This is a genomic window from Rhodophyticola sp. CCM32, assembly GCF_004751985.1.
Classification (GTDB): domain Bacteria; phylum Pseudomonadota; class Alphaproteobacteria; order Rhodobacterales; family Rhodobacteraceae; genus Rhodophyticola.
Genome location: NZ_CP038492.1, coordinates 2,390,428 through 2,412,697 on the forward strand (window position 1 = coordinate 2,390,428; position 22,270 = coordinate 2,412,697).

Genomic DNA, 22,270 nt, shown 5'->3' on the forward strand with positions numbered 1-22,270 from the left:
CACAACTGATCTCGATTTACATATGGGGCATGTCTGGATGCCCCCGGCGCGGAATGCATCGCAATGCGCCGGGGGAAATGTGCTTGTCTTCTAGCCACCGAATGGCGGGTAGCCACCGTTATCCTCGATATCAATGTCGATGTTTTCGGCAGCTTCCTCCAAGGCGTCCTGCACGTCCCCGCCCGAGAAGATCTCATCAATCGCCTCCATATAGGCCAGGGTGATCGTCGGGTAGGCCGGGTGCGGCGGGCGTTCGACCGCGTGCTGTTCCAGTGCCACATGCATCGCCCCGCCTTCCGCATAAAGCGGGCTTTCGGCGGCAAAGCTGTTCATGCCCGGAAAGCCGACATTGCCTTTTACATATTCACGGTAATCCGTGTCGTTGATCATGAATTCAATGAACTGTCCGGCCAGATCAGGGTCTTCGGCGGCGGTTGTGATGCCCCAGATCCAGGTGCCATTGGGGCCGATGGACCCATTGCCCAGATCGGGCATGCCCATGACCACCACATTCCCGGCCCCAAGTGCGTTGATATATTCGTTATACACCCAGAAGCCGCCAAGCGAGATGCCGACATTTCCGCCATCGGCATAGAACGCATTGGCCCCGGCTGAGGCCGGAACAACCCAGTCATTTTCGACCCAGCGCTGCATTTCCACATGCAGGTCAACACAGGCCTCATTGTCGATGGTGCCGCTGGCCTCCCAGCTGTCGCGGTCGATCAGGTCGCAGCCCGCCGAGATCATCAGCGGTTCATAGGCATAGGTAATCCACTCGGTACGGTTGCCATAGCTGCGGAATATATCAATCGGCCATGTCACGCCATCAAGCCCGGCCAGCGCCTCGATCGCGCCGACCAGTTCGTCGCGATTCCAGACATCTTCGATCCCGGTGGGGATCCGAACGCCCGCCTCCTCCAGCAACTGGCGATTGCCGAACAGCATGACCGCACTGTCGGTCAGGCCAAGGGCATAGAGATTGCCGTCAACCGGATAGGTGCCCTGCGCGATATTCGAGGCGGTCATGTCATCCAGCAGTTCCTGGCTGACATAGGGCGTGATTTCCCGCATATGCCCGGACCAGACGTAATTGGACAGAAACGGTGCATCAAGCTCGACGATATCGGCAAGCTGCCCGGACAGGACCGCTGCGCCGAAGCTTTCATTATAGCTGTCATGGGGGGCGTAAACGAGTTCGATCTCGACGCCGGTGGCCTCATGGAACCGTTCCGCCACGCCTTCGTAAGTCGCGATCGATTCAGGGCTGCCCTGGTGCATCATGCGCAATTCCTGCGCCGCAAGCACGCCCGGCATGACCAGCATGACCGCAATTGAGTTCAATAACCTTTGCATCGTTTACTCCTCCTATCAGATGCCTTTGTTTTCTTCGGGTTTGCGTACCCGGTGCGATTGTCGTTGCACGAGCCGGAAGGCCAGTGTGTGCCCATGTGCCGGGGTGTCTTTCGCGGCGCAGACCCGACCGGCAATCGCGCCCATCCGACGATGCGGAAGCGCCATGGATGTCAGGGGCGGGTCCATGCGGCGGGCGAGTTCGACCTGGTTGTCAAAACTGCAGACCGAAAGGGTTTCAGACACCGAGATGCCAAGCCGGGCGGCGGCGGCATACACATCCATTGCAACGCGGTCATTGCCGCAGATCAGGGCATCGGGCAGTTGGCCCGCGGCAAGAAGCGCCCGAAGGGGTGCATCAACACTGCCGGCCTCTCCGTCAAAATACCGGGCGCGGGATGTGGCGGGGAAGACATGGGCGGGATCAAGATGCAGCCCGGCCTGCTCCAGCGCCGTTGCGACCCCTTCAAGACGCACGGTTGAGGCATCAAGACCGGGAAGGCTGACATAGCCAATGCGCCGATGACCCGCATCAATCAGGAATTGCGTCAGGTCACGCCCACCCTGCAATTCATCCGCCACGATCGAGGGGATGACGTCATCCGCATCGCGGCAATTCACCAGAACCAGAATACGCCCGACCATGTGTTTCGGGATAGACACCCTTCGATAGAAGCCGGACACATAGATAATTGAGCGGGGTTTGAACTGCTCAAGCCATTCGACGGATTCCTCGATATCACCACGCAACATCGTTGTGATCGAGGTCAGGCGTTCACTGGCCAGCGATTTTTCCAGCCCGCGCATGATATCTGCCGCATATGGCGAGTTGATCGCCCCGTCCGAGACGACCCCGACCAGCGGTAAAGCTCCCAGCCGCATGGCCTGTGCCGCGAAACTGGGACGATATCCCTGCTGGTTGGCCACTTCGATCACCCGCAACCGGGTCTCGTCAGACATCCGGATCGACGCCTGATCATTCAACGCACCCGAGGCGGTTTTTACCGATACACCGGCGAGTTTTGCAATTTCCTTGATCGAAGCCATATATGCCACAGGCGGGTTGAGTAATCGATTACTCATTTTGGGTAAACGAATACTCAAATCGAGTCAATGACTGCCCCGATCAACATCGATCCGGCTCAGGCGCTCTGGCCGTCGATGAGTTCAAAACCCAGATCAATCTTGCGCATGACTGGCACGCCGGACAGAACCTTGAGCACATTGCGTGCTGCGGTCTGGCCGATTTCGAGACGAAAGGTGCGGATGGTTGTCATCGGCTGTGGCAGGCATTGCCCCATGCGCAATCCGCTGAAGCCCGCAATCGCCATATCATCCGGCAGGGCGATATTTTTTTCCTGGCAGAAAAGCGCACCGCCCATGGCCGCCGTGTCGTTGGAATATACGATGACATCCGTCAGCGGCGCCTCTTTCAATAGCAGGTCTGTTCCGGCTTTTCCGGCGGGCATGTCGGGCGGGGCATTGTAAATCTCTGGGGCAACCAGACCATAGCCACGGGCCTCCAAGCGTTCCCGGAAGGCTTTGAACCGTTTTGCCGCTGCATAATCATTTGTCTGCCAACCGAGATACCCGAACCGCTGATAGCCTTTTGACACCAGATGATCCGCCAATGCCTGCGCTGCGGTGTCGTGTTTCAGGCCAACGCACATGTCGATCGGCGCCCCGTCGACATCCATGATCTCAACCACCGGGACCGAGGCATTTCTCAGAATGCTTATCGTGCGATCCGTATGAATAAGGTTGGTGACAATCACCGCAGCGGGGCGCCATGACATCATGGAGATCAAAAGCGCCTCTTCCTTTTCAAGATTGTAATCCGTGACACCGACAACCGGGTTGTAATCGGCTTTTTCCAGCTCTGCCGTGATCCCGGCCAGCACCTGGGAAAATACATTATTCACCAGTGACGGGATGATAACGGCGACCTGGTTAGACCGGGCATGGGCCAGCGACCCGGCCAGTTTGTTCGGCACATATCCGATCTGTTCGATCGTCTGCTGCACCCGTTCCCGTGTTCGCAGGGAAACCGCCTGGTCACCCCGGACCACGCGGGAAACCGTCATCTGGGAAACGCCAGCCGCCTGGGCCACGTCTTTCAGGGTTGTGCGGGCAGACATTTGGTCAGGCTTTCATCCTTAATTGTTAACGGGTGACAAGTTATCACTTAGCGATGCTTCGGACAAACTCTAGGCTCCCAGTCAGATTCTAAGGGAGGAAGACAGATGAAAAGAACGGTAAGCTCCGTGCTTGTCGGGGCCGGCATGGCCCTGAGCGCGACCATGGCTATTGCCGATTACCCGGAGCGGACGATCAACATGCTGGTCCCGTTCGGGGCCGGTGGCGGAACCGACGTTCCGGCCCGGTTCCTGGCGGCGGAGCTTGAGGGCATTCTGGGTCAGAACATCGTGGTGACCAATGTCGACGGCGCCGGTGGCACCGTGGGGGCCACCCAATTGTCCGAACAGGCGGCTGATGGCTATAATCTTGGCTTCATGCCGGTCGGCACCACAACGACCCAGCCACATCTGCGCGGCACCAGCTATAATGCCGACAGCTGGGCCCCGATATGCATGGTCAGCCAGGGGCCTTTCTATCTTGTTGTGGCCGATGACAGCCCGATTCAGTCGCTGGACGACTACAGGACCGCCGCAGAGGCAGGCACGTTGCGTTTCGCGGGTGCCGGGCCGGGCTCGATGAGCCATGTGGCGCAACTGACACTCGACAATGCGACAGGGGTAACAACCCAATATATCCCGACGCAGGGCGGTGGAGATATTGCCACTGAAATCTCGGGCGGGCGGGCTGAAACAACCACCTGGTTTGCCGATTATGACAGCCGGTTCGGCTGGCGCGCATTGGCGATCATGGCCGATGAACGCTCAGACACTCACCCGGATGTGCCGACCATGGCGGAACTTGGATATGACGCGCAGGTCTCTGTATGGTTCGGCCTGTTCACCCAGGCGGGCACCCCGGGTGATGTGGTCTCTGCCCTGTCGGATGCCTGTGGGCAGGCCGTTCAGACCGACAGCTTTGCCGAAAACATGGCCGGGGCCAACCGCCTGATCCGGTTTATGGATCACAATGCCTTTGGGTTGTTCTTCCGCTCGGCCTATGAGTTGAATGGCCAGCTTATGCGGGATGCCGGACTGATCCAGTAACGGTCCCTGATGGTCCATACGGCGCGCGCCTTGCCGTGCGCGCCGCAACCGGCAATCGCAACTCAAAAGGCGATCTCATGGCGCGCATGCTTGATATAACGGTTTCCGGTCTGCTTTTGCTGTCGGGTATCGTCTTGTTCGCATTGACCTTCAGTGCAGATTTCGACGTTGTGACATTTGGCGGGGATGTCGGCCCCGGCTTCGCACCCCGGCTGTTTCTTGTGCCATGGATACTTTTTGCGACTGCCGTAACCGTTCAGTCCATCAGGTCTGAAAACACGGAAACCCGGCTGGAACAGATCAATATACGCCAGCTTGCCACGACTGTTATCATCGTGCTTGCAACGGCATACGGGATCACGAAAATCGGCTTTGTCTTCGCCATGATCCCCGGGATGTTCCTGTTCTGCCTGGCGGTCGGGTATCGCAATCTGCCTGTGTTGCTTGCCGTTGTCCTGATGTCCGTACCCGCGCTTTGGGCGCTGTTCACCTTCGTGTTCGAGTTGCTGTTGCCGCATTCTCCCTGGTTCAATCAGATCTGAGGCAGAGACATGGACCAGATCGCCCTTGCCATCAGCCAGTTTGCAACATTTTCGGTTCTTCTGGCCGTCATCATCGGATGCCTCTGGGGCACAATCGCCGGTGCGCTGCCGGGGATCGGCACCGTGACCGCTCTGATCGTGGCGCTGCCGTTTTCCTTCAGTCTCGACACCGAAACCTCCATCGCGCTGTTTCTGGGGATTTATGTCACCTCAGTCTATGGCGGGTCGGTTTCGGCCATCCTGATCAATACACCGGGCACACCGCAATCGGCGGCAACGGTTCTGGATGGTTACCCTATGGCCAAAGCGGGCAAGGCGGATCTGGCCATTGGCTGGGCCACTTTTGCCTCGCTCTTCGGCGGCCTGTTCTCGCTGGCGGTTCTGATCGTTGCCGCCCCGACACTGGCGTCGGTATCGGTGGCATTCGGCCCCGCCGCCATTTTCGCAATCATCGTTTTTGCACTGACCTGTATCGCCTGGGTGTCGCGCGGCAGCACTCTCAAAGGCCTGTTGGGGGGCATGATCGGCCTGTGGCTGACAACGGTTGGCCCGGATGATCTGACCGGCATGACCCGGTTTTCCTTCGACATCCCCGCCTTGCGTGGCGGGCTGTCCCTGATCCCGGTGCTGATCGGGTTGTTCGCCCTGTCAGAAGTCCTGCACCGGGCCGCGTTCTATTTCCCGGCCAAGACCCAGGATGTGACCAATATCGGCTTCCGCATGCCCGAATGGCCCGAAATCCGAATGCGGTTCCCACAGCTTGTCAGGTCCAGTGTGATCGGAACCTTTATCGGCATCCTGCCGGGCACCGGCGCCACGGCCGCCACCTTCGTCAGCTATTCGGATCTGCGCCGCACCTCTCCACGGAAGGAGAATTTCGGCAAGGGGGAACCTGACGGGCTGATCGCCTCGGAGGCGTCAAACAACGCCGTCACCGGTGGTGCATTGATCCCCACGCTTGCCCTGGGCATTCCCGGCGATGGCGGTACGGTTGTCCTGCTCGGGGTGCTGACCATTCAGGGGCTGACACCGGGTTTCGATCTGATCAACAACAACCCCCATATTCTGACCGGCGCCTTTCTGGTGATCCTGGTCGCCAATTTCATCATGTTTGCCATGGGGGCCCTTGGCGCCCGGGTTTTTGAACGTGTCCTGCGTATGCCCGAGCCTGTTCTGATGTCGATGATTGTTCTGTTTTCGATGATCGGGGCCTTTACCGTTCGGGGCAATCTTGTCGATATCCTTGTCTGCGCGATCGCGGGCATTCTGGGGCTGGTTCTGAGATTTGCGAATTATCCGGTGGCGCCGATTGTTATTGGCATGGCCCTTGGGGCAACGCTTGAACGAAAACTGCGTCAGGGCATGATCTCTGCCCAGGGTGATTTTATCGCCTTCATTTCAGATCCAATTGCGCTGGCAATCCTTGGCATGACCGCCCTGATCGTGCTGACACCCCTTATCAGGCGCGCCAGGGCCGCGAAGGCAACGGAGTAAAAGACATGACACAGCCCAATGTCCTTCTGGTTGTCACCGATCACTGGCCCGCGGCCCTTCTGGGCGCTGCGGGTCATCCGGCGGTTCACACACCCGTTCTGAACCAGCTTTGCCGGAACGGTGTGCGGTTCACCAATTGCTACTCGGAAACACCGGTCTGCCTGCCCGCGCGGCGCACATTGATGACCGGTACGACACCGCGCATCCATGGCGACCGCACATTCCAGCCGCACCGCCCGATGGAACCGCACCTGCCCACGCTTGCACAGAGCTTTCGCAATGCCGGCTATCAGGCCTATGCCGTGGGCAAGACCCATACCTATCCGCAACGCGACAGAATCGGGTTTGACGATATCCTGCTCGATGATGAAGGCCGCACATTATACGGCGTGACCGATGATTATGAAATCTTCCTGGGTGATCAGGGTTTTGTCGGTCAGCAATTCGGGCATGGCATGTCGAACAACGCCTATCAGGCCACGGCCTGGCACCTGCCGGAACATGTGCATGCCACCAACTGGGCCACCGATGCGATGCAGCGCTATGTGCGCCGCCGCGACCCGACACGCCCCTCTTTCTGGTATCTCGGCTATCGCCACCCACATCCGCCGCTGGTTCCGCCGCAAAGGTTTCTTGATCATTATAGCGGGGTCGAGATCGATACACCGTTCTGCGGGGATTGGGCCAACGAGACCGAGGACCTGCCCTATAACCTTCAGGGTGTGCGGTCCCGCGCGGTCTATTCAGATCGGGAGATCACATGGGCACGTCGCGCCTTTTATGCCCTGTGTACCCATATCGACCAGCAGATCGGCGCATTGATCGGAACCATCCGCGAGGAAGGTATCCTTGACGAGACAATCGTCATGTTCACCTCGGATCATGGCGACATGCTGGGCAATCACGGTTTCTGGGCCAAACAGACCTATTATGAAGGGTCGTCCAATGTGCCGATGATTGTGATCGGGCAGAAGGATGACCGCGAGGTCGGGTTCAACCGCACCGACGACCGGATCACCGGCCTTCAGGATGTGATGCCGACGCTTCTGGGACTGGCGGGCATTGATGTGCCTGAAACAGTCGAGGGCTGCTCGATGATATCAGACCGGCCGCGCGACCATCTCTATGGCGAATTCGGGGAAGAGGCGCATGCCTCGCGCATGATCCGCGCCGGGCAGTACAAATTGATCTGGTACCCGGTCGGCAACCATTTCCAACTGTTCGATATCGACGCGGACCCACAGGAAATGACCGATCTGGCTGGCGATGCGCGGCATGGGGCCACGCTGGACCAGTTGAAAACCCTGCTGCGCGCCGAGATGTATGGCAGCGATGACAAATGGTGTGATGGCGACGAGATCGTGGGCGAACCCGGTCGCAAGTTCCACCCCGGCGCAAACCGCGAATTATCACTGACCCGCGGTCATCAATGGCCCGTCCCGCCAATCAATCCCAAAGGCGGCATGAAATTCTTCCCCGAAGCCCCCGATGGCTGGGACGGCAGCGTCTGAGGTATCATTGGTGTAGTGCCCCTGCGAGCGGGAGGTTTGTGTTGAAGCCGTTTCAAGTTCGACACATTTTGCCGCTTGGTAAGCTGTGCATCCCGTAGCGGAATACCATTTTTTGATGCGTGCTCACTGACCCAAGCGCAATTGGACAGCATCGATGTTCGTGCCTATTTGGCCCCTTTAGTGGGCTGGCGCCGTGTAATCTCTATACCAGCAAGAGTACAGGCCGGGATGAGTGCCAGTGACAGGGCAGAGTAGCCGAATACCCCCATGGCAATCGAGGTGAACAGGACCAATGACAGCGAGGTTTCATGCCCTCGGCGGAGCAGCCAGCAAGCTATCGTAACACAGGAAACCATACCCAGGATCAGAGCGGAAAGCATGATTGGCGTCATCTCCAGATTCAGAAAATACGCTCCGAAACCATGGCCTACCATTCCTGCCAGACCTGACAGACCACCGCCATAGTAAGCGAGGGTTTTTTCCAGCGTTGACGACAAATCGGAATGGTAGAGCAACAATATGAAGAGCAGCGGGATCAAACCATGCAGCCGAGCCAACATGGTTTGAGCGCGAATGGTGGTGCCAAAGCTCAGCACGACGAGCGCTGTAAAAGCTGAATAAAATGTGCCACTCGACACAGACGTGAGAAAAAGTGCGGCAGCAGAACCCAGCGCCACCCAATATGGTGCGGTTCGAAGAGGGGCCAAATGGGCGCACAACAAGATTGCAAAGCCGCAAAACGCAAGCATCATGCGGCCATCCATTGCGAAATATATTCCGGCCAGAGGCAGGATCGCCAGAAGTGAGGTGCAGGTCAAAGGCCTTCCACTACGCACGACTATAACGCGGGCGACGGACCATATCGTCGTTGCCGACAGCAAGGGTGCGAGGCTTGTAAACAGCCTGTCTGCGCTGATCCCCAGTTGGGAACCAAGCCAAAAAAGTGGGTATGTCAGGAAATAGCGCAGCCGATGAGCAGCAGGCCGGACGCTGTTTGCGCGAAGCTGATCGGCCGGGTCGTCAGATAGAGGAGATTGCCAGTTCGCAATGGTCCAGCCGTGATCCCAAAGGTAACCCACCTGGCTCCACAGCGTGGCTTGATAAATTCCGCCAAAAATACACGCCACGTAAATCAGAAAGGTTATTGCAGCCAAAATGGCCGGGGTCATCACTGGCTTCTGGCGCTGCATAATATTCTCCTTCAAATACAGCGTCTCTTAAGAATTGCCTCGAAGGCTGTCCAGTCATGGGCCATCCTGCGGGGGTCGCAACCGGCGCCTAAGGTGCTTGCTCCTCCCGCATGTGCCATCTAGGGTCAGACAGCATGAGTGGACTGATGACCGGAAAACAGCGCCCGATACAGACGCTTATGACCAAACGTGGTGCTCCGGTATTGCTGTTGCAGTGGTTGCTGATGCCGCTGCTTGGCAAGTTTACGACACTGGCGTTTCTTGTGCTTGTACCGCTGCTGCGTATGCAGCAGGGGCCTTATCTCCGCGAGCTGCGCCACTTTCTTTTCATCTCTCTGGCATACGTGATTTATATCACGGCACGATCACTGATTGCCGGCGCTGATGCAGCATCGCCAATAGGCGATACGCTTCCTCTGATCATTGTGGCTGGTCTTGCGTTCTGGGCGGTGCGTGAACCCGTGCGTCTGGACATGGGCTGGCTGTTTCGCGGTACAGTGCTGATGTTGATGCTGGTTTTTGGTCTCGCGCTTTTTGCACGTGTCTACATGGACGTCTGGCGGCCTGAACTTCTGTTGGGAAATCCGCTCAATCTGACACCTCTTCTCCTGGTTCCCTGCATGCTGGTGACGATGGCAAGATTTGCGCCCTCGCAGCTATGGGTCTGGCTGGGCCTCTTGAGTTTTGTACTTGGTGGCTATGTCATTGGCGGCCTTTCGCAATCCCGCGGTCTGTTCCTGGGGCTCGGGGTTCTCGTATTGATACGGATAGGGTTCGATGCGACATCCCCCGCCAGTCTGCGGGATAAAATCTGGACCTGCGGGGCGATCTTTGCCGCGATGGGGCTGGTCATTTTGTTTGTTTCAGCCAACGCGACATCGTCTGGCCGATATGCGGCAGCTGCGCAAATGCTCACAAGTTCAAGTCCAAGTTCAAGTTCACTTGCAAGTGAACTTGTAGGTGGAGATGGAGATTGGTCCACGGGTTTGCGTATGATCATGTTGCACGAAGGTTGGGCGACGTTTCTGGAACAACCCCTTTTCGGGTTTGGCCCTCAAAACCGCTTTGATGCAGTTTTTCCCGATACATCCTCATTTCCGATCCGTCTGTCGCATCTGCACAATGATTTTCTGACCCATGGTGTCGGGGGCGGCATTGTGGCTGTCCTGCTGCTGGTCCTGCTGCTGGTCGCGCCTGCATGGGCAGGGTTCAGGGGGAATGCAGGGCTGGGTGCGGGGCTTGCACATGCCCGCCGGGAGATCGGTGTTCTGACGAGTGCTGCCTTTCTGGGCGTGGCGATGGTCAACAATGTATTTTTTGTGGCTATTTCGGCATTTACGACGAGTCTGTCCTTGGTCTCAATCCTGGTTGTGCTGGCCGCGCTCCGTATATCCTAGGGTTTCAGCGGGGCGGGCTGCAAAGTGTAAATGACCGAAAAACGCCGCGCGTTGAAAGCATCTCTCCGTGCGAAGGAAATCCGGCGCAATTGTGCAACTGGCGACGAACAGAGCGCCGGGCAGGCCCGCCTCGGCTTGATTGCACTTCGACACTGCAAAGGTTACCTCATTAGGTGATCACAACTGCGAGCCATACGTGACCCAGATCGACCAACACATATTGTCAGCAACTTCGGATCTGCGTCAGGTGCTTGCGGCGCTTGAACATGTCAGCACCAAGATTTGCCTGGTTGTAGACGCCGATCAACGTATCATGCGCACGGTTACGGATGGCGATGTCCGGCGGGCGCTTCTTGGAGGTCACGATCTTGATACGCCGGTATCGGCCCTTGGCGACAGGCAACCTGTTACAAGAGCGCAAGGCACGCGTAGAGCGGAACTGCTTTCTGCTCTTGATGAGCGGGCGATAGACGTAATTGTGTTGACCGATCCCGAAGGTCGGCCGGTTGGCTTGGCTGACCGGGCTGCGCTGACCAAGACCTTACTGTTGTCGCCACCGCATATGGGGGATGCTGAAGCCGGGTATGTTCAGCTTGCATTTGATGAGAACTGGATCGCACCGGCAGGGCCAAACCTGACCGCATTCGAAGATGCCATGTGCTATGTATCTGGAAGACATCACGCGGTTGCTTTGACTTCTGGAACAGCGGGGCTGCATCTTGCGCTGCGCGTGCTGGATATCGGAGTAAGCGACCGGGTCTATGTCTCGGATCTGACCTTTGCAGCTTCGGTGCAGCCGATTTTATATGTTGGCGCCGAGCCGGTTTTGATCGATGCCGACCCTGAAAGTTGGAATATGTCGCCAGCGGCTTTAGCGCGCGCTTTGGCACGAGACAATGAAAGGGGTCTGTTGCCGAAGGCGGTGATCGTCGTGCATCTTTACGGACAGTCCGCAGATATGGATGCGCTGGTCAGGTTGACCGAGGCCTATGGTGTCCCGATTATCGAAGACGCGGCGGAAAGCCTGGGTGCGAGCTATGGCAATCGACCTTCAGGCGCGCATGGGCTGATGTCTGTCTACTCCTTTAACGGGAATAAGATTATCACAACATCCGGTGGCGGGGCGCTTGTCTCTGATCAGCAGGATCTTGTGGACCGTGCTCGCAAGCTTGCGACGCAGGGACGCGATGATGCAGAGCACTATCAGCATTCTGATTTGTCATATAACTACCGGATGTCAAACGTGCTGGCCGGAATTGGTCGTGGCCAGCTTGAAGTTTTGAATGATCGGGTTGCAGCGCGTCGGGCTATTTTTCTAAGGTATCTGGACGCATTGTCTGAAGTCCCCGGCATATGCTTTCAGTCAGAGGTCGATGGGTCGATTGGAAACCGTTGGCTGACCGTGATTTCGCTTGATCCCGATTTGATCTCACTACATTCATATCAGCTTATGCGTTCTCTTCAGGCAAGGGGAATTGAGACCCGGCCCGCATGGAAGCCGATGCAGATGCAACCGCTGCTTGCAGGAGCCGCGTTCGAACCACACTCACCGGAAAGAGCCGTAAGTCCCGGCCTGTTTCTTACATCGCTTTGCCTTCCGTCTGGCAGCGCCATGAGCATTCGCGAACAACAGGGTGTAATCACGGCAATAAAGGAAATTCTGGTGTCTGAGGGACAGAGCTGATGTGCGGAATTTTTGGGGCCTTCCGATGGGATGACCATCAGGTGACCTGCGGTCCGAGCATGGCGAACGCACTTCGACACAGGGGCCCGGACGCGGATGGTATGCATGCGGGGCCGGGCATTCTGTTGGGGAATACGCGGCTTTCGATCCTTGATCTGACCGAGGCGTCCAACCAGCCTATCTATTCAGATGATGGCGATCTGGTCGTCGTGCAGAATGGTGAGATTTACAACTATCTGGAACTGCGTGAGGTTCTCAGGCGTGCCGGCTATAGCTTCCGAAGCAATGGCGATACAGAGGTTCTGTTGCACGGTTTCGACTATTGGGGTCCTGACGTTGTCCATCATTTAAACGGTATGTTTGCATTTGCTGTCTACCGGATCAGCACTCAGACGCTATGGCTGTTTCGGGATAGGCTTGGGGTCAAACCTCTTTACCTTGCTGGCGACGAACAAAGCGGGGTGCTCTGGTTCGGCTCTGAGATCAAGGCCATACTAACAAACGGGCAGCGCTATTCGCCGAACCTGTCATCTCTCGCACAGTTCTTTGCGCTCAACTACATTCCTGCGCCTGATACGATTTTTCAGGGCATACATCATTTAATGCCGGGTTGTCGCGCCAAGATTGATCGCATTGGCGGTGTGAAGATTGAACGGTACTGGGATCTCAACGCGGTTTCGCCGGAAAAAGATATATCACCGGCTGATGTGCACGCAGGGCTGGTTCGTTTGCTGGATGATGCAACGCGTATAAGGATGAGGTCGGATGCCGCATTCGGTGCGTTTTTGTCTGGCGGTCTCGACAGTGCGTCGGTCGTTGGAATGATGAGTCTTTACCAGAAGGCACCGATCCGCACCTATTCGATCGGTTTTTCCGACCCGCGTTTCGATGAGACCTACTGGGCTCGGAGGGTTGCCGCCCGGTTCGGCAGCTACCATCAGGTCCATATGATGAAACCGGACCTTGAGGTGCTTTGGCCGCAAATGATCTGGAATTGCGATCAGCCGCATGGCGATATCTCTTTTATCCCGACGGGCCAGGTTTCGGCGCTGGCCGCACGAGAGGTAAGGATGGTGTTGACCGGCGATGGTGGTGACGAACTGTTTGGAGGATATGAAAAGTATCTGCAGGTTTTCCCTCAAGGCAAGGCCGATCAGTTGGAGCCGGATTGGGAAAACGCATTCGCGCGCGGGTCGGGTTTGCTCACAGGCAGTCAGGCTGACTGGCTGCTTACAGGAGACCTCGCGGCGGCCTTTTCGGAGAAAGACCCGTTTTCTGCTCTTTCAGATCCCATAAAGGACGCAAGTCACCAAGACCCGATAAATCGCGTCCTGCTCGCTGAAACACTTACGCTTTTACCTGGTAACAATCTGGTCAAGCCAGACAGGATGGCAATGGCGCACGGTCTTGAGGTTCGCTCGCCCTTTCTAGACTATCGAATGGCGGAGTTCGCATTCCAAATACCTGGGGCGCTTAAGCTGAGTGGGGGCCGAACAAAGGCGGTCTACAAAGATGCCATGATACCCTTGCTTGGGCGGGAAATAGTCGAACGCAAAAAACAGATGTTCACTGTGCCGGTTGGCGAATGGTTTCGGGATGCGCTCGCTTCATATTGCCGGTCCTGTCTGCTTGACGGTCGGCTTGAGGCCCGCAATCTCTTTTCTGGAGAAGGTCTTCGGCGCATCGTGGACGAACATCTAGGAGGACACGCAAACCACACCCGTCAACTCAGAGCCCTGATCGCAACGGAGCTCTGGTTTCGCCGGTTTGAAGATCTGGAAAACACACCAGCCAATCTTGGTAAGACCGGCTGATGGCGATCAGAGAGAACAAACTGCGGCTCTTGATGATTGTCGACGACCCTGACATCGCGCTGTTTGCGTCCACCCACGGGGTAGACCGGATAATGGTTGATTTGGAGACTCTCGGAAAACAGGAACGCCAAGGTCATCTTGATACCGTGCAGTCGGCCTTGCAGATCGAGGATGTCACCAGAATAAGGCAGGGCGCGCCGGATGCTCATTTGCTGGTTCGGATTAACCCGTTGCACGAGGGGTCAAAAGATGAGGTGGACGCTGTTGTGGCACGCGGCGCCGATGCGGTTATGCTGCCAATGTTTCACAATCGGGATACCTTGGCGCGGTTTTTTGACATCCTGGCTGATCGCGTCGAAGCGCTGCCACTCTTTGAAACGATCGGGGCGGTTGCGCAACTGCCTGAGATGATTGGAGACCTGCCTTTGACCGGGCTGCACTTTGGCCTGAACGATCTGCACCTCGAACGGGGCGATGCGATGATGTTCGAACCTCTGGCGCAGAAGGTTCTCGACGGTCCTGCCAAAGCACTCAGGTCAGCCGATATCCCGTTTGGTATTGGTGGCATTGCGCGCAGTACAGAAGGCGTCATCCCACCGGAAATCCTTTTGGGTGAGCATGTCAGACTTGGTTCTTCGGGAGCGATTCTTTCGCGCAGCTTTCACCGCAGGGCGCGAAGCCTGGACGAATTGAAGGCAGGCATGGATTTCGTGGCAGAGATTGCGCGCCTGAGAAAAATCTACAACGGTTTTCTGGAGATGGATACAACTGCCATTGCCGAAAATACCAGCCGGTTCCGCAGAGCCGTCGAAAAAGTCAGCACGATACGGTCGGTGCCAACCTGAGGCTCTTGTTGGGTGCGCCGAACAAAATGGGTGACCAGCTCAACCAACAGGTGGATTTTCCATACGGCTCGGCTCCTGCCGATCTTTCAGAATTAACTCCACGATACGAAAATCCAGGGGCGCATCGATGTCTATCGAGCGTTCCCGAGGCATCACGTGCATCTTAACGCGTCCCGACCATAGGTTCTTGTTGAGGCTTTGGCGATGCCAGACATAGATAGACGCATTCATCGAGTAGACATGTGGGGCAGACTGCCTTGACAAGACGGGGCCACCAAGCCGCTTGCATAGATGCACATCGCCGTCCTGACCCATCTCTACCATATTGAAATACGGGTTTTTTTCGGCTTCGAATGCGGTGATCACCGTGTCACAGGAATCGTCAAGGAGACGAAGACAGTCGTCTATGTCTGACAAGGCGCGCAACGGTGATGTTGGGTCCAAATCGACAATTCGGGATATGTTTGCACCAGTGGCTTCCAGATGTTCCACCAAGTGGATGATCGCATCAAGTTTTCCGGCCGTATCTGTTGCAAGTTCGGCTGGGCGCAGGAAGGGTATTTCAGCACCCGCCAAGCGCGCGATATCAGCTATTTCCTGACTGTCTGTCGATACACATACTCGGTCAATCTGTCCGCAGGACAGCGCCTGCTCAATCGTGTGTGTGATCAATGGCTTACCCAGTAGCAGACGGGTGTTTTTTCCCGGAACTCCCTTGCTGCCACCGCGTGCGCAAATTGTGGCGACTGTACTCATAAGGCGGCCTTTGCTTTGATCGCCAGAGCGGCGGTTTCAAGTCCAACGGAAATATCCTGGCTCGTCGATTGTCGAGTTGAGATGGCATTGAGAAATTCCGACATCGCAGTAACGTAGGTTTGAGCGACATCGAAGTCGGCTGGATCCTGCGATAGGATTTCGCGCCCCTTGGCTGTATCGAGGATCATTCGCTTTTTCACCAGGTCCAGTTGAAGTGTTCCGGCGGTGCCGACGATATCATATTTGCGCAATGGTTGCCGGCTGACATAATCGAGACCGATGGTCACCAGCGGCTTGCCGGTTTCGCCACGTAAGATGAGTGTTGCCACCGCCTCGGAGCGAATGCCCAACGGCTCCATCCTCGCCGAAAAGGCGTGTAAGTCGGTGAAAGCCCCCAAGAGAAAACACGCGGCGTCTATCTCGTGGATGAGATCAAAGATGACACCGCCGCCACGCTTTGGATCGGCGCTGTAGGAAAGGCGACAATCCGTGCCTGGACGCCAGTCGGGCAGATACTGCCCCGCCTGAAAGCTCGCCCGCGCAATCAGCCCAAGCTCACCGGATCGGGCAAGGTCGTAAGTTTTCTGCATTGCTGGAAGATAGCGCAGGTTGCAGCCCATCTGACTTGGCGCATCGTAGCCTCGGTTCGCTATCAGTTGAGAGATAGAGGAAATGTCACTGTTTGTGGTGACTGCGGGCTTTTCAAGATAAATTGGAAGGTTGGTCATCATGCATGGGGCCAGCGCGTCAATGTGCAGTGCTGACGGCGTGGCAATCACGGCAAGATCAGGTCGTAAATCCAGCGCGGCTTTAGGTGAGCCGATCACTATGGCCCCAATTTGTTTCGAATAGTCATCCTCATGCGCCCCATTGCGTACGATAATGATCTCACAGTCCGGTACGATTTGTCTGAGTGAACCAATATGACGCCGACCGATCGACCCGGTTCCGAATACGATTGCCTTCATGAGCCTTGCCTGTCGGGACGTCCAGAAACCCAGTATCTCAGGCGCCGATGATGTCGCTCGAACAGGGCCCAGAGAAGAACTGCGGCCACATTGCAGAGCAGGTAGAGGAAGAGGAGCCGCGTTGCTTTTCCCTTCGGTCCCAACTCAAGCGCATCGCAGAAATAGATAATGGAATAGTGGATCAGATAAAGCGAGTAGGAGTAGCCCGCTAAGAACCGGATAGACTTGTGGCCTAAAGGGTTTTCGATCTGCCGCACAAGAAAGAACATCAGGGACATTGCGAATGCAATCAGAACATAGAGGTTGAAGTCGTAGACCACCGGTGTTCCGGGCGCCAAGGATGGATGCAGGTATGAGATCCATAAGAAGCGTACAACGGCTAGCAGCAGAGTACAGATGAGCGCCATCGTTAGGATAATGTTCAGCTTGGAGTCCGGCACTTTGATATCTGGCATATTTGCCCCGGTTTTGCCGGGCCTGCGGGCATAGAATACACCCATCAATGCCATGACAACCCAAAGCAGACTCAGCCCGTCACCTGTACCTGCGACGAAGTTGAATACCGGGACGATCGCGGCTGCCAGAAGAAAAACAAAGCCGGTTTTGCGATGTTTTGAAACTATACTGAAGAATATCATGCCAAAGCAGACATAGAGCCACCACTCGTTGGCAACAGTCCAGAACGGTCTGGCGCTGCCGAAAGTCGAGAGTTTTGCGGCATTAAGTCCGAACCACTCGTCGAGGATGATGCCAGGTGGAAACTGTTGCAACATCAGCAGGCTCGCCGTGAAATCTTTAAGTGTGAAATACTCAGCATAGGTTTGCACCGTCGAAAACCGAAGGGTCAATCCATCAAGAATGAACACGGCTATCAATGCGGGAAGGTAAGGTGCGAAAATCCTGAAAGCACGGTCAAGCAGGTAATCCTGAAACAGATATCGACTACGATCCGCCTTCGCAGTGCTGGTGGATGCGATCAGAAAACCAGATAGAACAAAAAAGATGACGACGCCCAGGTCCCCCAAGCCGGTGCGTAGCTCCGGGAAGATCGAAAGCGAAAGGATATGTCCGAGCAGAACGCAATGTGCGGCAAATGCCCTCAAAGCATCCAGCAGAGTTGATTGACCAGGCGACATCTACCACGCGCTCCAGCCGCCGTCGACCATGAGGTTCTGGCCCGTTACATATGTTGAAAGATCGCTTGCGAGAAACGCAATTGCTCCTTTCAAGTCCTCTTCTTTTCCCATGCGCCTCAGTGGTGTTCGTGCGACATAACGGTCGCGAAAAACCTCGGGCTGGCCCCGGAAAATACCACCGGGACTAATTGCGTTGACCCTGACATCAGGCGCAAGGACGGTTGAAAGCCAGCGCGTCAATTGAAGAAGCCCCCCTTTGCTTGCCGCGTAAGCTGCGGGGTTTCCCATGGATGTATCGTCATAGAGCGACAGATCCGGTCCCAAGACACCGTAAAGCGATCCGATATTGACCACGCTTCCGTGTCCTCCCTCGCGTAAAGGCTGTACGAGTGCCTGAATGAGTGCAAACGCAGCGGTTAGGTTCACCTGCATGGCCTGGTTCCACGTATCGACGCTTTGATCTTCGAAACGGGTTACCCACCCCTCAAGGTCAGAAGTGCCAACAAAAGCGGCATTGTTGATCAGTATATCAAGGGATCCACTGGTTTTCTGAAGCTCGCGTGCAATTTCTGCTGGCAACTCTGGATCTTTCAAATCGCCTGTCAGAACAGTGATCCGGTCCCCGTGGTGGTCGCGCAAAGTTGCTGCGCATTTCTCAAGCGGTGAAGTGGGTAAGTCGAGAAGTACAACTTCGGCGCCAAGTTCAAGCAGCGCCTCAGCCGCTGCAATACCAATATGACCTGCGCCTCCGGTGACAAGGGCTTTCCGGCCGGACAGATTTGCAAGATCCTGTAGTGATTTCATTGCACTGTTCCGGCACTTTGGCGTTGTACTAAGAGGGTTTCGATCACCCTCAGGACGCGCGCGGTCGCACTGCCCAGACTTGGCGCGCCCAACCGGGCGAGATCGGGTTTTGTCGGGTTCTGCAGCACTGGCAATGCTGCGTTGACGTCGAGTACATCGGTTGCGAGCCCAAGTGTTGCATAGGGCGGATAACCGTCGGCTTTGATTGTGACGACGGGCTTGCCGAGTAGGGCCGCCTGTAGGCCAACCGTTGATGTTTCAACGAGGACGCTGTCGCAGGCCGCCAAACAGTCTTCGATCTTCCAATTGGCCGGGGGCTCAAAGGCCGGGCCTATCTTGTCTGTTTTGAGGACTCTCTCATTGGGGTGCTGTCGGACCATGATTTGTGTTCCTGGAGTTTGTTCGGTTAAATCTTTCAGCATGTTCAGGATGGCCGAAGGATCAGCAAAAGGCCTACCAAGAATTGACACTGCAGCCGAGGGACAGACCCACATCACCAGGCTTTGCGTGTCCAGCAGACCAAGCTCGTGGCGCCTTTTCAGCCTCAGGTCTTCCGAGGCAGCGTCAACAAGCGGATCAAACGCCGGGTTCCCGGTGACCCAGATGTGCGACTGACACCCTTTTGAAAATAGAAAGTCTCGCACGTAGTCAGAGAGCACCGATACATTTGCGGCATAGTCCGTTGCGCAGACGTATTTGGCTTCCGCTTGCAGGAAAAGATCCGAGATCACCAAAGTTTCAATCCCCAGCTGACGGGCTGATCTTATCATGGCAAGTTCTGATCGGGGGCTGCTGGATGTGATAACCAGGTCCGGTCGGGAGTTGTTGAGAAACCTGTCAAAAGTGCGCGTCGGCAAAAAGCATTTGCGTCCGAAGCGTTCGAATTTGGCCAGAGCGGCCTCCTGGCCTTCTTCTGCGGCCAGGTCCTGCAGCCCAATAGCGTGATAGGCTAGGTTTTCGTCCTCTGTAATATCGGCGTGACGTGATGCCGGCGCGTGCCGACGGGCCAGTTTGAGCCATTTGTGCTCAATGTCATCCAGAAAATAACAGTAACTCTCGGCCGGGATCCCGGCCCGCTGAAAGCTCGCCCGGGCAGTTGTGAAACCAACCACCAGCAGGTCTATCTCGGGCCGGGCTGAGAGTGCCTTTGCCACAGGGATGAGCGATTGCACATGACCACCGCCATAGCAGGCCATGATGACCTTTTTTGGCGGGTCGTGTTCATGAGGTCGCATGCGGGTCAATAGCCGGGCCGGAATGTCTTGGTGATTGTGTTGCCGAGGATGTCGCTTGCACCCACGCCAATTTCCTCAACATCCTCAAGCGGAAGCGTGTCGCCATGAAACGCATAGTACCAGACGTTTGGCATATCGCCGAAATCAAGGTTGTCATGCAGAAAGCGCCGGGATTTGGTTTTGATCGCGAGAAATGGCTGGGGGCCGAAAACCTTCCCGCGTTTTGCTTCAATGCGGATAAAGGGGACATCTTGGCCCGGCCTCTCAGGCACGAACTCAAGAGAAAGGTCCAGCGCCTCCTGTTGCCGTTCTTCGGTCGTCAACTGAGTTTGGAAAGCTGGTCGCGCAGGGCTGTAGTGGAAGGGCACATTGGGATAGCGACATGTGCTTGCGCGCAGCATATCGACAGCGGCATCCACCTCGGGCTCAAGATCACGCCAGTCATGGCTGCACATTCCTACAACTGTATCAAGCCCGGATGCCGCGCGCGCGAATGCCGCGTTCATTTCATCTTGTGTCATCGCTGCGATGCGGCTGCGGAGGTTGAGCGATCGCGCGATCAAGCGCCGACATCGGCCCTCCTTCTGGTAGTCGTCATGATCGGGCCGGTACACTCTCCAATCACTGGGCGCGCGACGCCAATTGCCCGACCGGCCGTTTCGGAAGTCGGTGGATGCGTCTAGATCATGTGTATCTTTTGTTGCCATGTTCGAGAAATCGAACGGAATGAACTGCTCAAGAAACCAATGGCTGTCTGGTCTCTCCGCTTGAAAGCCGGCACGATAGCTTGCCGGGAAAAAGCCGCGTTCCAGAATGCGGCGGGACAGGATCTCGAAAAGATCATCATAACGCAGATAGTGCGTCGCACAGCGATGCGCCTCACGATAGGTGGATACGGGGTGAAAGTGAAACTCAACCGCGTCTCGCGACCACGGCTGATCTTCTACCAGGCTTGTGTAGCGGTCATGAACATGATGGTGACCGATGTCGCGCTTTCGCGGGTTCACATTGAACCCGACATGGTCCATGCAATACCAAGTATAGACCCATCCATTTCCGTCATGATCAGGCAATTGTTCGCGGTATGCCCGTTCCGTCACCCGTCGCAACATGGCGTTGATTTCTTCCCAACTGCCCAGTGTGCTTCCAGCATGACTTTGCAGTGCGAGTGAAATCTTCTCCGTCTTGTTGCCAAGATCGATTTCGCCGTTTTTCAATCTTTGAAGATTGTCGATCGTAGGTTCTACGCCACTCAGCCCATATAGTTCTTCCAGCCGTTCGAACTTTGCCTCCAGAGGCTCGAACAACGGCCCCTCGGTGTCGATGGTATGTACGATAAAAACACGACCGGACATGAAGTACCCTTTAGCAGTATCGGCGGCTTTCGGGCCGGGCTTTATTGATTTTGAAAAGCTTTCGAATAGGCGGAGCTGATGGTCGGCAGAGGCGCAAAGCTCTCACCTCGCGAGAAGACCAGAAGATATTCGTAAAATGGCGGACGAGGCGTTTCAACGTATTTAAAGGCCGCAAAATCGCCTCGGCGCTCGAAGTAATACTGTCCAACCAGAGTGTGACCCTGCTGCGACATGCATTCCAGCAGTCCGGTGACGTCCGTGAAAAAATTCGGATGGTTCTTCTTCCTCGCACCGATCTCGGCCGCCAGCGCTTCTTGATCATCCGCGTGATAAAGATCATTTTTCCCGGTGATATAGAGCCGCCCGCCTGGGCGGGTGACACGCAGGAATTCAGTGAGTGCCTCGTTTTGCCGGGTCGCATCAAGGACTGCAAGACATGCGAGATTGTCAAAATACTCATCTGCGAACGGCAACTCTTCCGCCGGCGCAACTGCAAGCGCCTCAACGGCTTCATCAGTTTCCCAACTCTCGCGTGCGGCAGAGATCATCGCTTCAGAGATGTCAGCCCCGGTGATTTTAAGGTCATATGCTTTGTAGCAAGGAAACATCCGGCCCCACGCGCATCCTACTTCCAGCAAACGGCCCGGCTCGAATCCGTAGCGATGAAATACACGGCGATATACTTCGTCATCTTCCGTGTTCGGGTCGCCCGAAACGACGTTGCTGGTGCCTTCCCCTGCTTCTGCTACCCTGCTACGCCAGTACTCCAGATATTTTTCATTCCAGTAGGCTTTGCGCGGGTCGTCTTGCGTCATCGGTTTTTCCAGAAAGGTTTGAAGGGCTGTCTGAGAGGTCGAGTGGTCAGCTTTAACCAGTAATTGAAAGTCCGAAGGCTGACTAGTGGGTAGGGTCTTCTGATAGGTGTGAGGGCGAATCTTCACGCGACCACCGACTGCCGCTATAGCTCGGCACGCATCTTATCGGCTGGAGGCCAGCATTGAGACAGA

The 22,270-nt window shown here is 56.1% G+C and carries 19 protein-coding genes; 8 read left to right on the plus strand and 11 right to left on the minus strand.

Annotated features, from left to right (window positions below; translation table 11 throughout):
• Positions 1 to 90: 90 nt before the first annotated feature.
• From E2K80_RS11585 to E2K80_RS11595, 3 genes are all read right to left on the minus strand, one after another.
• Positions 91 to 1,353 (minus strand): ABC transporter substrate-binding protein, encoded by a 1,263-nt coding sequence (locus E2K80_RS11585; RefSeq protein ID WP_135375150.1) that lies wholly within the window; start codon positions 1,351 to 1,353, stop codon positions 91 to 93.
• A gap of 15 nt (positions 1,354 to 1,368) precedes the next feature.
• Positions 1,369 to 2,397 carry a LacI family DNA-binding transcriptional regulator gene (locus tag E2K80_RS11590; protein ID WP_168193172.1) on the minus strand — a complete coding sequence of 343 codons (1,029 nt, stop codon included), beginning with the start codon at positions 2,395 to 2,397 and terminating at the stop codon, positions 1,369 to 1,371.
• Positions 2,398 to 2,492: 95 nt separating this feature from the next.
• Complete coding sequence (locus E2K80_RS11595) at positions 2,493 to 3,488, minus strand: LacI family DNA-binding transcriptional regulator (protein ID WP_135375152.1); 996 nt, start codon at positions 3,486 to 3,488, stop codon at positions 2,493 to 2,495.
• A 105-nt stretch (positions 3,489 to 3,593) separates the two neighbouring features.
• On the opposite strand from E2K80_RS11595, the gene E2K80_RS11600 reads away from it, so the two are divergent.
• The 4 genes from E2K80_RS11600 to E2K80_RS11615 all read left to right on the plus strand — a co-directional run bounded on the left by E2K80_RS11600 (position 3,594) and on the right by E2K80_RS11615 (position 8,079).
• Positions 3,594 to 4,532, plus strand: coding sequence for a Bug family tripartite tricarboxylate transporter substrate binding protein (locus tag E2K80_RS11600; RefSeq protein ID WP_135375153.1), 939 nt, complete (start codon positions 3,594 to 3,596; stop codon positions 4,530 to 4,532).
• A 77-nt stretch (positions 4,533 to 4,609) separates the two neighbouring features.
• The gene (locus E2K80_RS11605) at positions 4,610 to 5,074 is read left to right on the plus strand and encodes a tripartite tricarboxylate transporter TctB family protein (protein WP_135375154.1); all 465 of its coding nucleotides are present in this window, start codon (positions 4,610 to 4,612) and stop codon (positions 5,072 to 5,074) included.
• A gap of 9 nt (positions 5,075 to 5,083) precedes the next feature.
• Positions 5,084 to 6,568, plus strand: coding sequence for a tripartite tricarboxylate transporter permease (locus E2K80_RS11610; protein ID WP_135375155.1), 1,485 nt, complete (start codon positions 5,084 to 5,086; stop codon positions 6,566 to 6,568).
• A gap of 5 nt (positions 6,569 to 6,573) precedes the next feature.
• Positions 6,574 to 8,079: a sulfatase-like hydrolase/transferase gene (locus E2K80_RS11615; RefSeq protein ID WP_135375156.1), complete on the plus strand. Its 1,506-nt coding sequence runs from the start codon at positions 6,574 to 6,576 to the stop codon at positions 8,077 to 8,079.
• 164 nt (positions 8,080 to 8,243) lie between these two features.
• Here E2K80_RS11615 and E2K80_RS11620 read toward each other — a convergent pair whose 3' ends face one another.
• Positions 8,244 to 9,269, minus strand: a complete 1,026-nt coding sequence (locus E2K80_RS11620; RefSeq protein ID WP_135375157.1) for a hypothetical protein — start codon at positions 9,267 to 9,269, stop codon at positions 8,244 to 8,246.
• Positions 9,270 to 9,403: 134 nt separating this feature from the next.
• Between E2K80_RS11620 and E2K80_RS11625 the strand changes: the two genes are divergently transcribed.
• From E2K80_RS11625 to E2K80_RS11640, 4 genes are all read left to right on the plus strand, one after another.
• A complete protein-coding gene (locus tag E2K80_RS11625; protein WP_168193173.1) occupies positions 9,404 to 10,666 on the plus strand; it encodes an O-antigen ligase family protein in 1,263 nt (420 codons plus the stop codon).
• 196 nt (positions 10,667 to 10,862) lie between these two features.
• On the plus strand, positions 10,863 to 12,350 hold the full coding sequence (locus E2K80_RS11630) for a DegT/DnrJ/EryC1/StrS family aminotransferase (protein ID WP_274379215.1): 1,488 nt from the start codon (positions 10,863 to 10,865) through the stop codon (positions 12,348 to 12,350).
• The gene (gene asnB, locus E2K80_RS11635) at positions 12,350 to 14,164 is read left to right on the plus strand and encodes an asparagine synthase (glutamine-hydrolyzing) (RefSeq protein WP_135375159.1); all 1,815 of its coding nucleotides are present in this window, start codon (positions 12,350 to 12,352) and stop codon (positions 14,162 to 14,164) included. The genes E2K80_RS11630 and asnB overlap by 1 nt, the downstream gene beginning before the upstream one ends.
• Positions 14,164 to 15,009, plus strand: coding sequence for an aldolase/citrate lyase family protein (locus E2K80_RS11640; protein ID WP_135375160.1), 846 nt, complete (start codon positions 14,164 to 14,166; stop codon positions 15,007 to 15,009). Before asnB ends, E2K80_RS11640 begins: the two co-directional genes overlap by 1 nt.
• Positions 15,010 to 15,048: 39 nt before the next feature.
• On the opposite strand, the gene E2K80_RS11645 is transcribed toward E2K80_RS11640, so the two are convergent.
• From E2K80_RS11645 to E2K80_RS11675, 7 genes are read right to left on the minus strand one after another with little or no spacing between them, the layout of a single operon-like run.
• A complete protein-coding gene (locus E2K80_RS11645; protein ID WP_135375161.1) occupies positions 15,049 to 15,765 on the minus strand; it encodes an acylneuraminate cytidylyltransferase family protein in 717 nt (238 codons plus the stop codon).
• Positions 15,762 to 16,733: a Gfo/Idh/MocA family protein gene (locus E2K80_RS11650; RefSeq protein WP_135375162.1), complete on the minus strand. Its 972-nt coding sequence runs from the start codon at positions 16,731 to 16,733 to the stop codon at positions 15,762 to 15,764. The genes E2K80_RS11645 and E2K80_RS11650 overlap by 4 nt, the downstream gene beginning before the upstream one ends.
• A complete protein-coding gene (locus E2K80_RS11655) occupies positions 16,730 to 17,869 on the minus strand; it encodes an acyltransferase family protein (RefSeq protein WP_135375163.1) in 1,140 nt (379 codons plus the stop codon). Before E2K80_RS11655 ends, E2K80_RS11650 begins: the two co-directional genes overlap by 4 nt.
• Positions 17,870 to 18,673 carry an SDR family oxidoreductase gene (locus E2K80_RS11660; RefSeq protein WP_135375164.1) on the minus strand — a complete coding sequence of 268 codons (804 nt, stop codon included), beginning with the start codon at positions 18,671 to 18,673 and terminating at the stop codon, positions 17,870 to 17,872. It lies immediately after the preceding gene.
• Complete coding sequence (locus E2K80_RS11665; RefSeq protein WP_135375165.1) at positions 18,670 to 19,908, minus strand: capsular polysaccharide export protein, LipB/KpsS family; 1,239 nt, start codon at positions 19,906 to 19,908, stop codon at positions 18,670 to 18,672. Before E2K80_RS11665 ends, E2K80_RS11660 begins: the two co-directional genes overlap by 4 nt.
• 5 nt (positions 19,909 to 19,913) lie before the next feature.
• On the minus strand, positions 19,914 to 21,263 hold the full coding sequence (locus E2K80_RS11670) for a hypothetical protein (RefSeq protein ID WP_135375166.1): 1,350 nt from the start codon (positions 21,261 to 21,263) through the stop codon (positions 19,914 to 19,916).
• Positions 21,264 to 21,304: 41 nt separating this feature from the next.
• Complete coding sequence (locus E2K80_RS11675) at positions 21,305 to 22,078, minus strand: class I SAM-dependent methyltransferase (protein ID WP_135375167.1); 774 nt, start codon at positions 22,076 to 22,078, stop codon at positions 21,305 to 21,307.
• Positions 22,079 to 22,270: the final 192 nt, after the last annotated feature.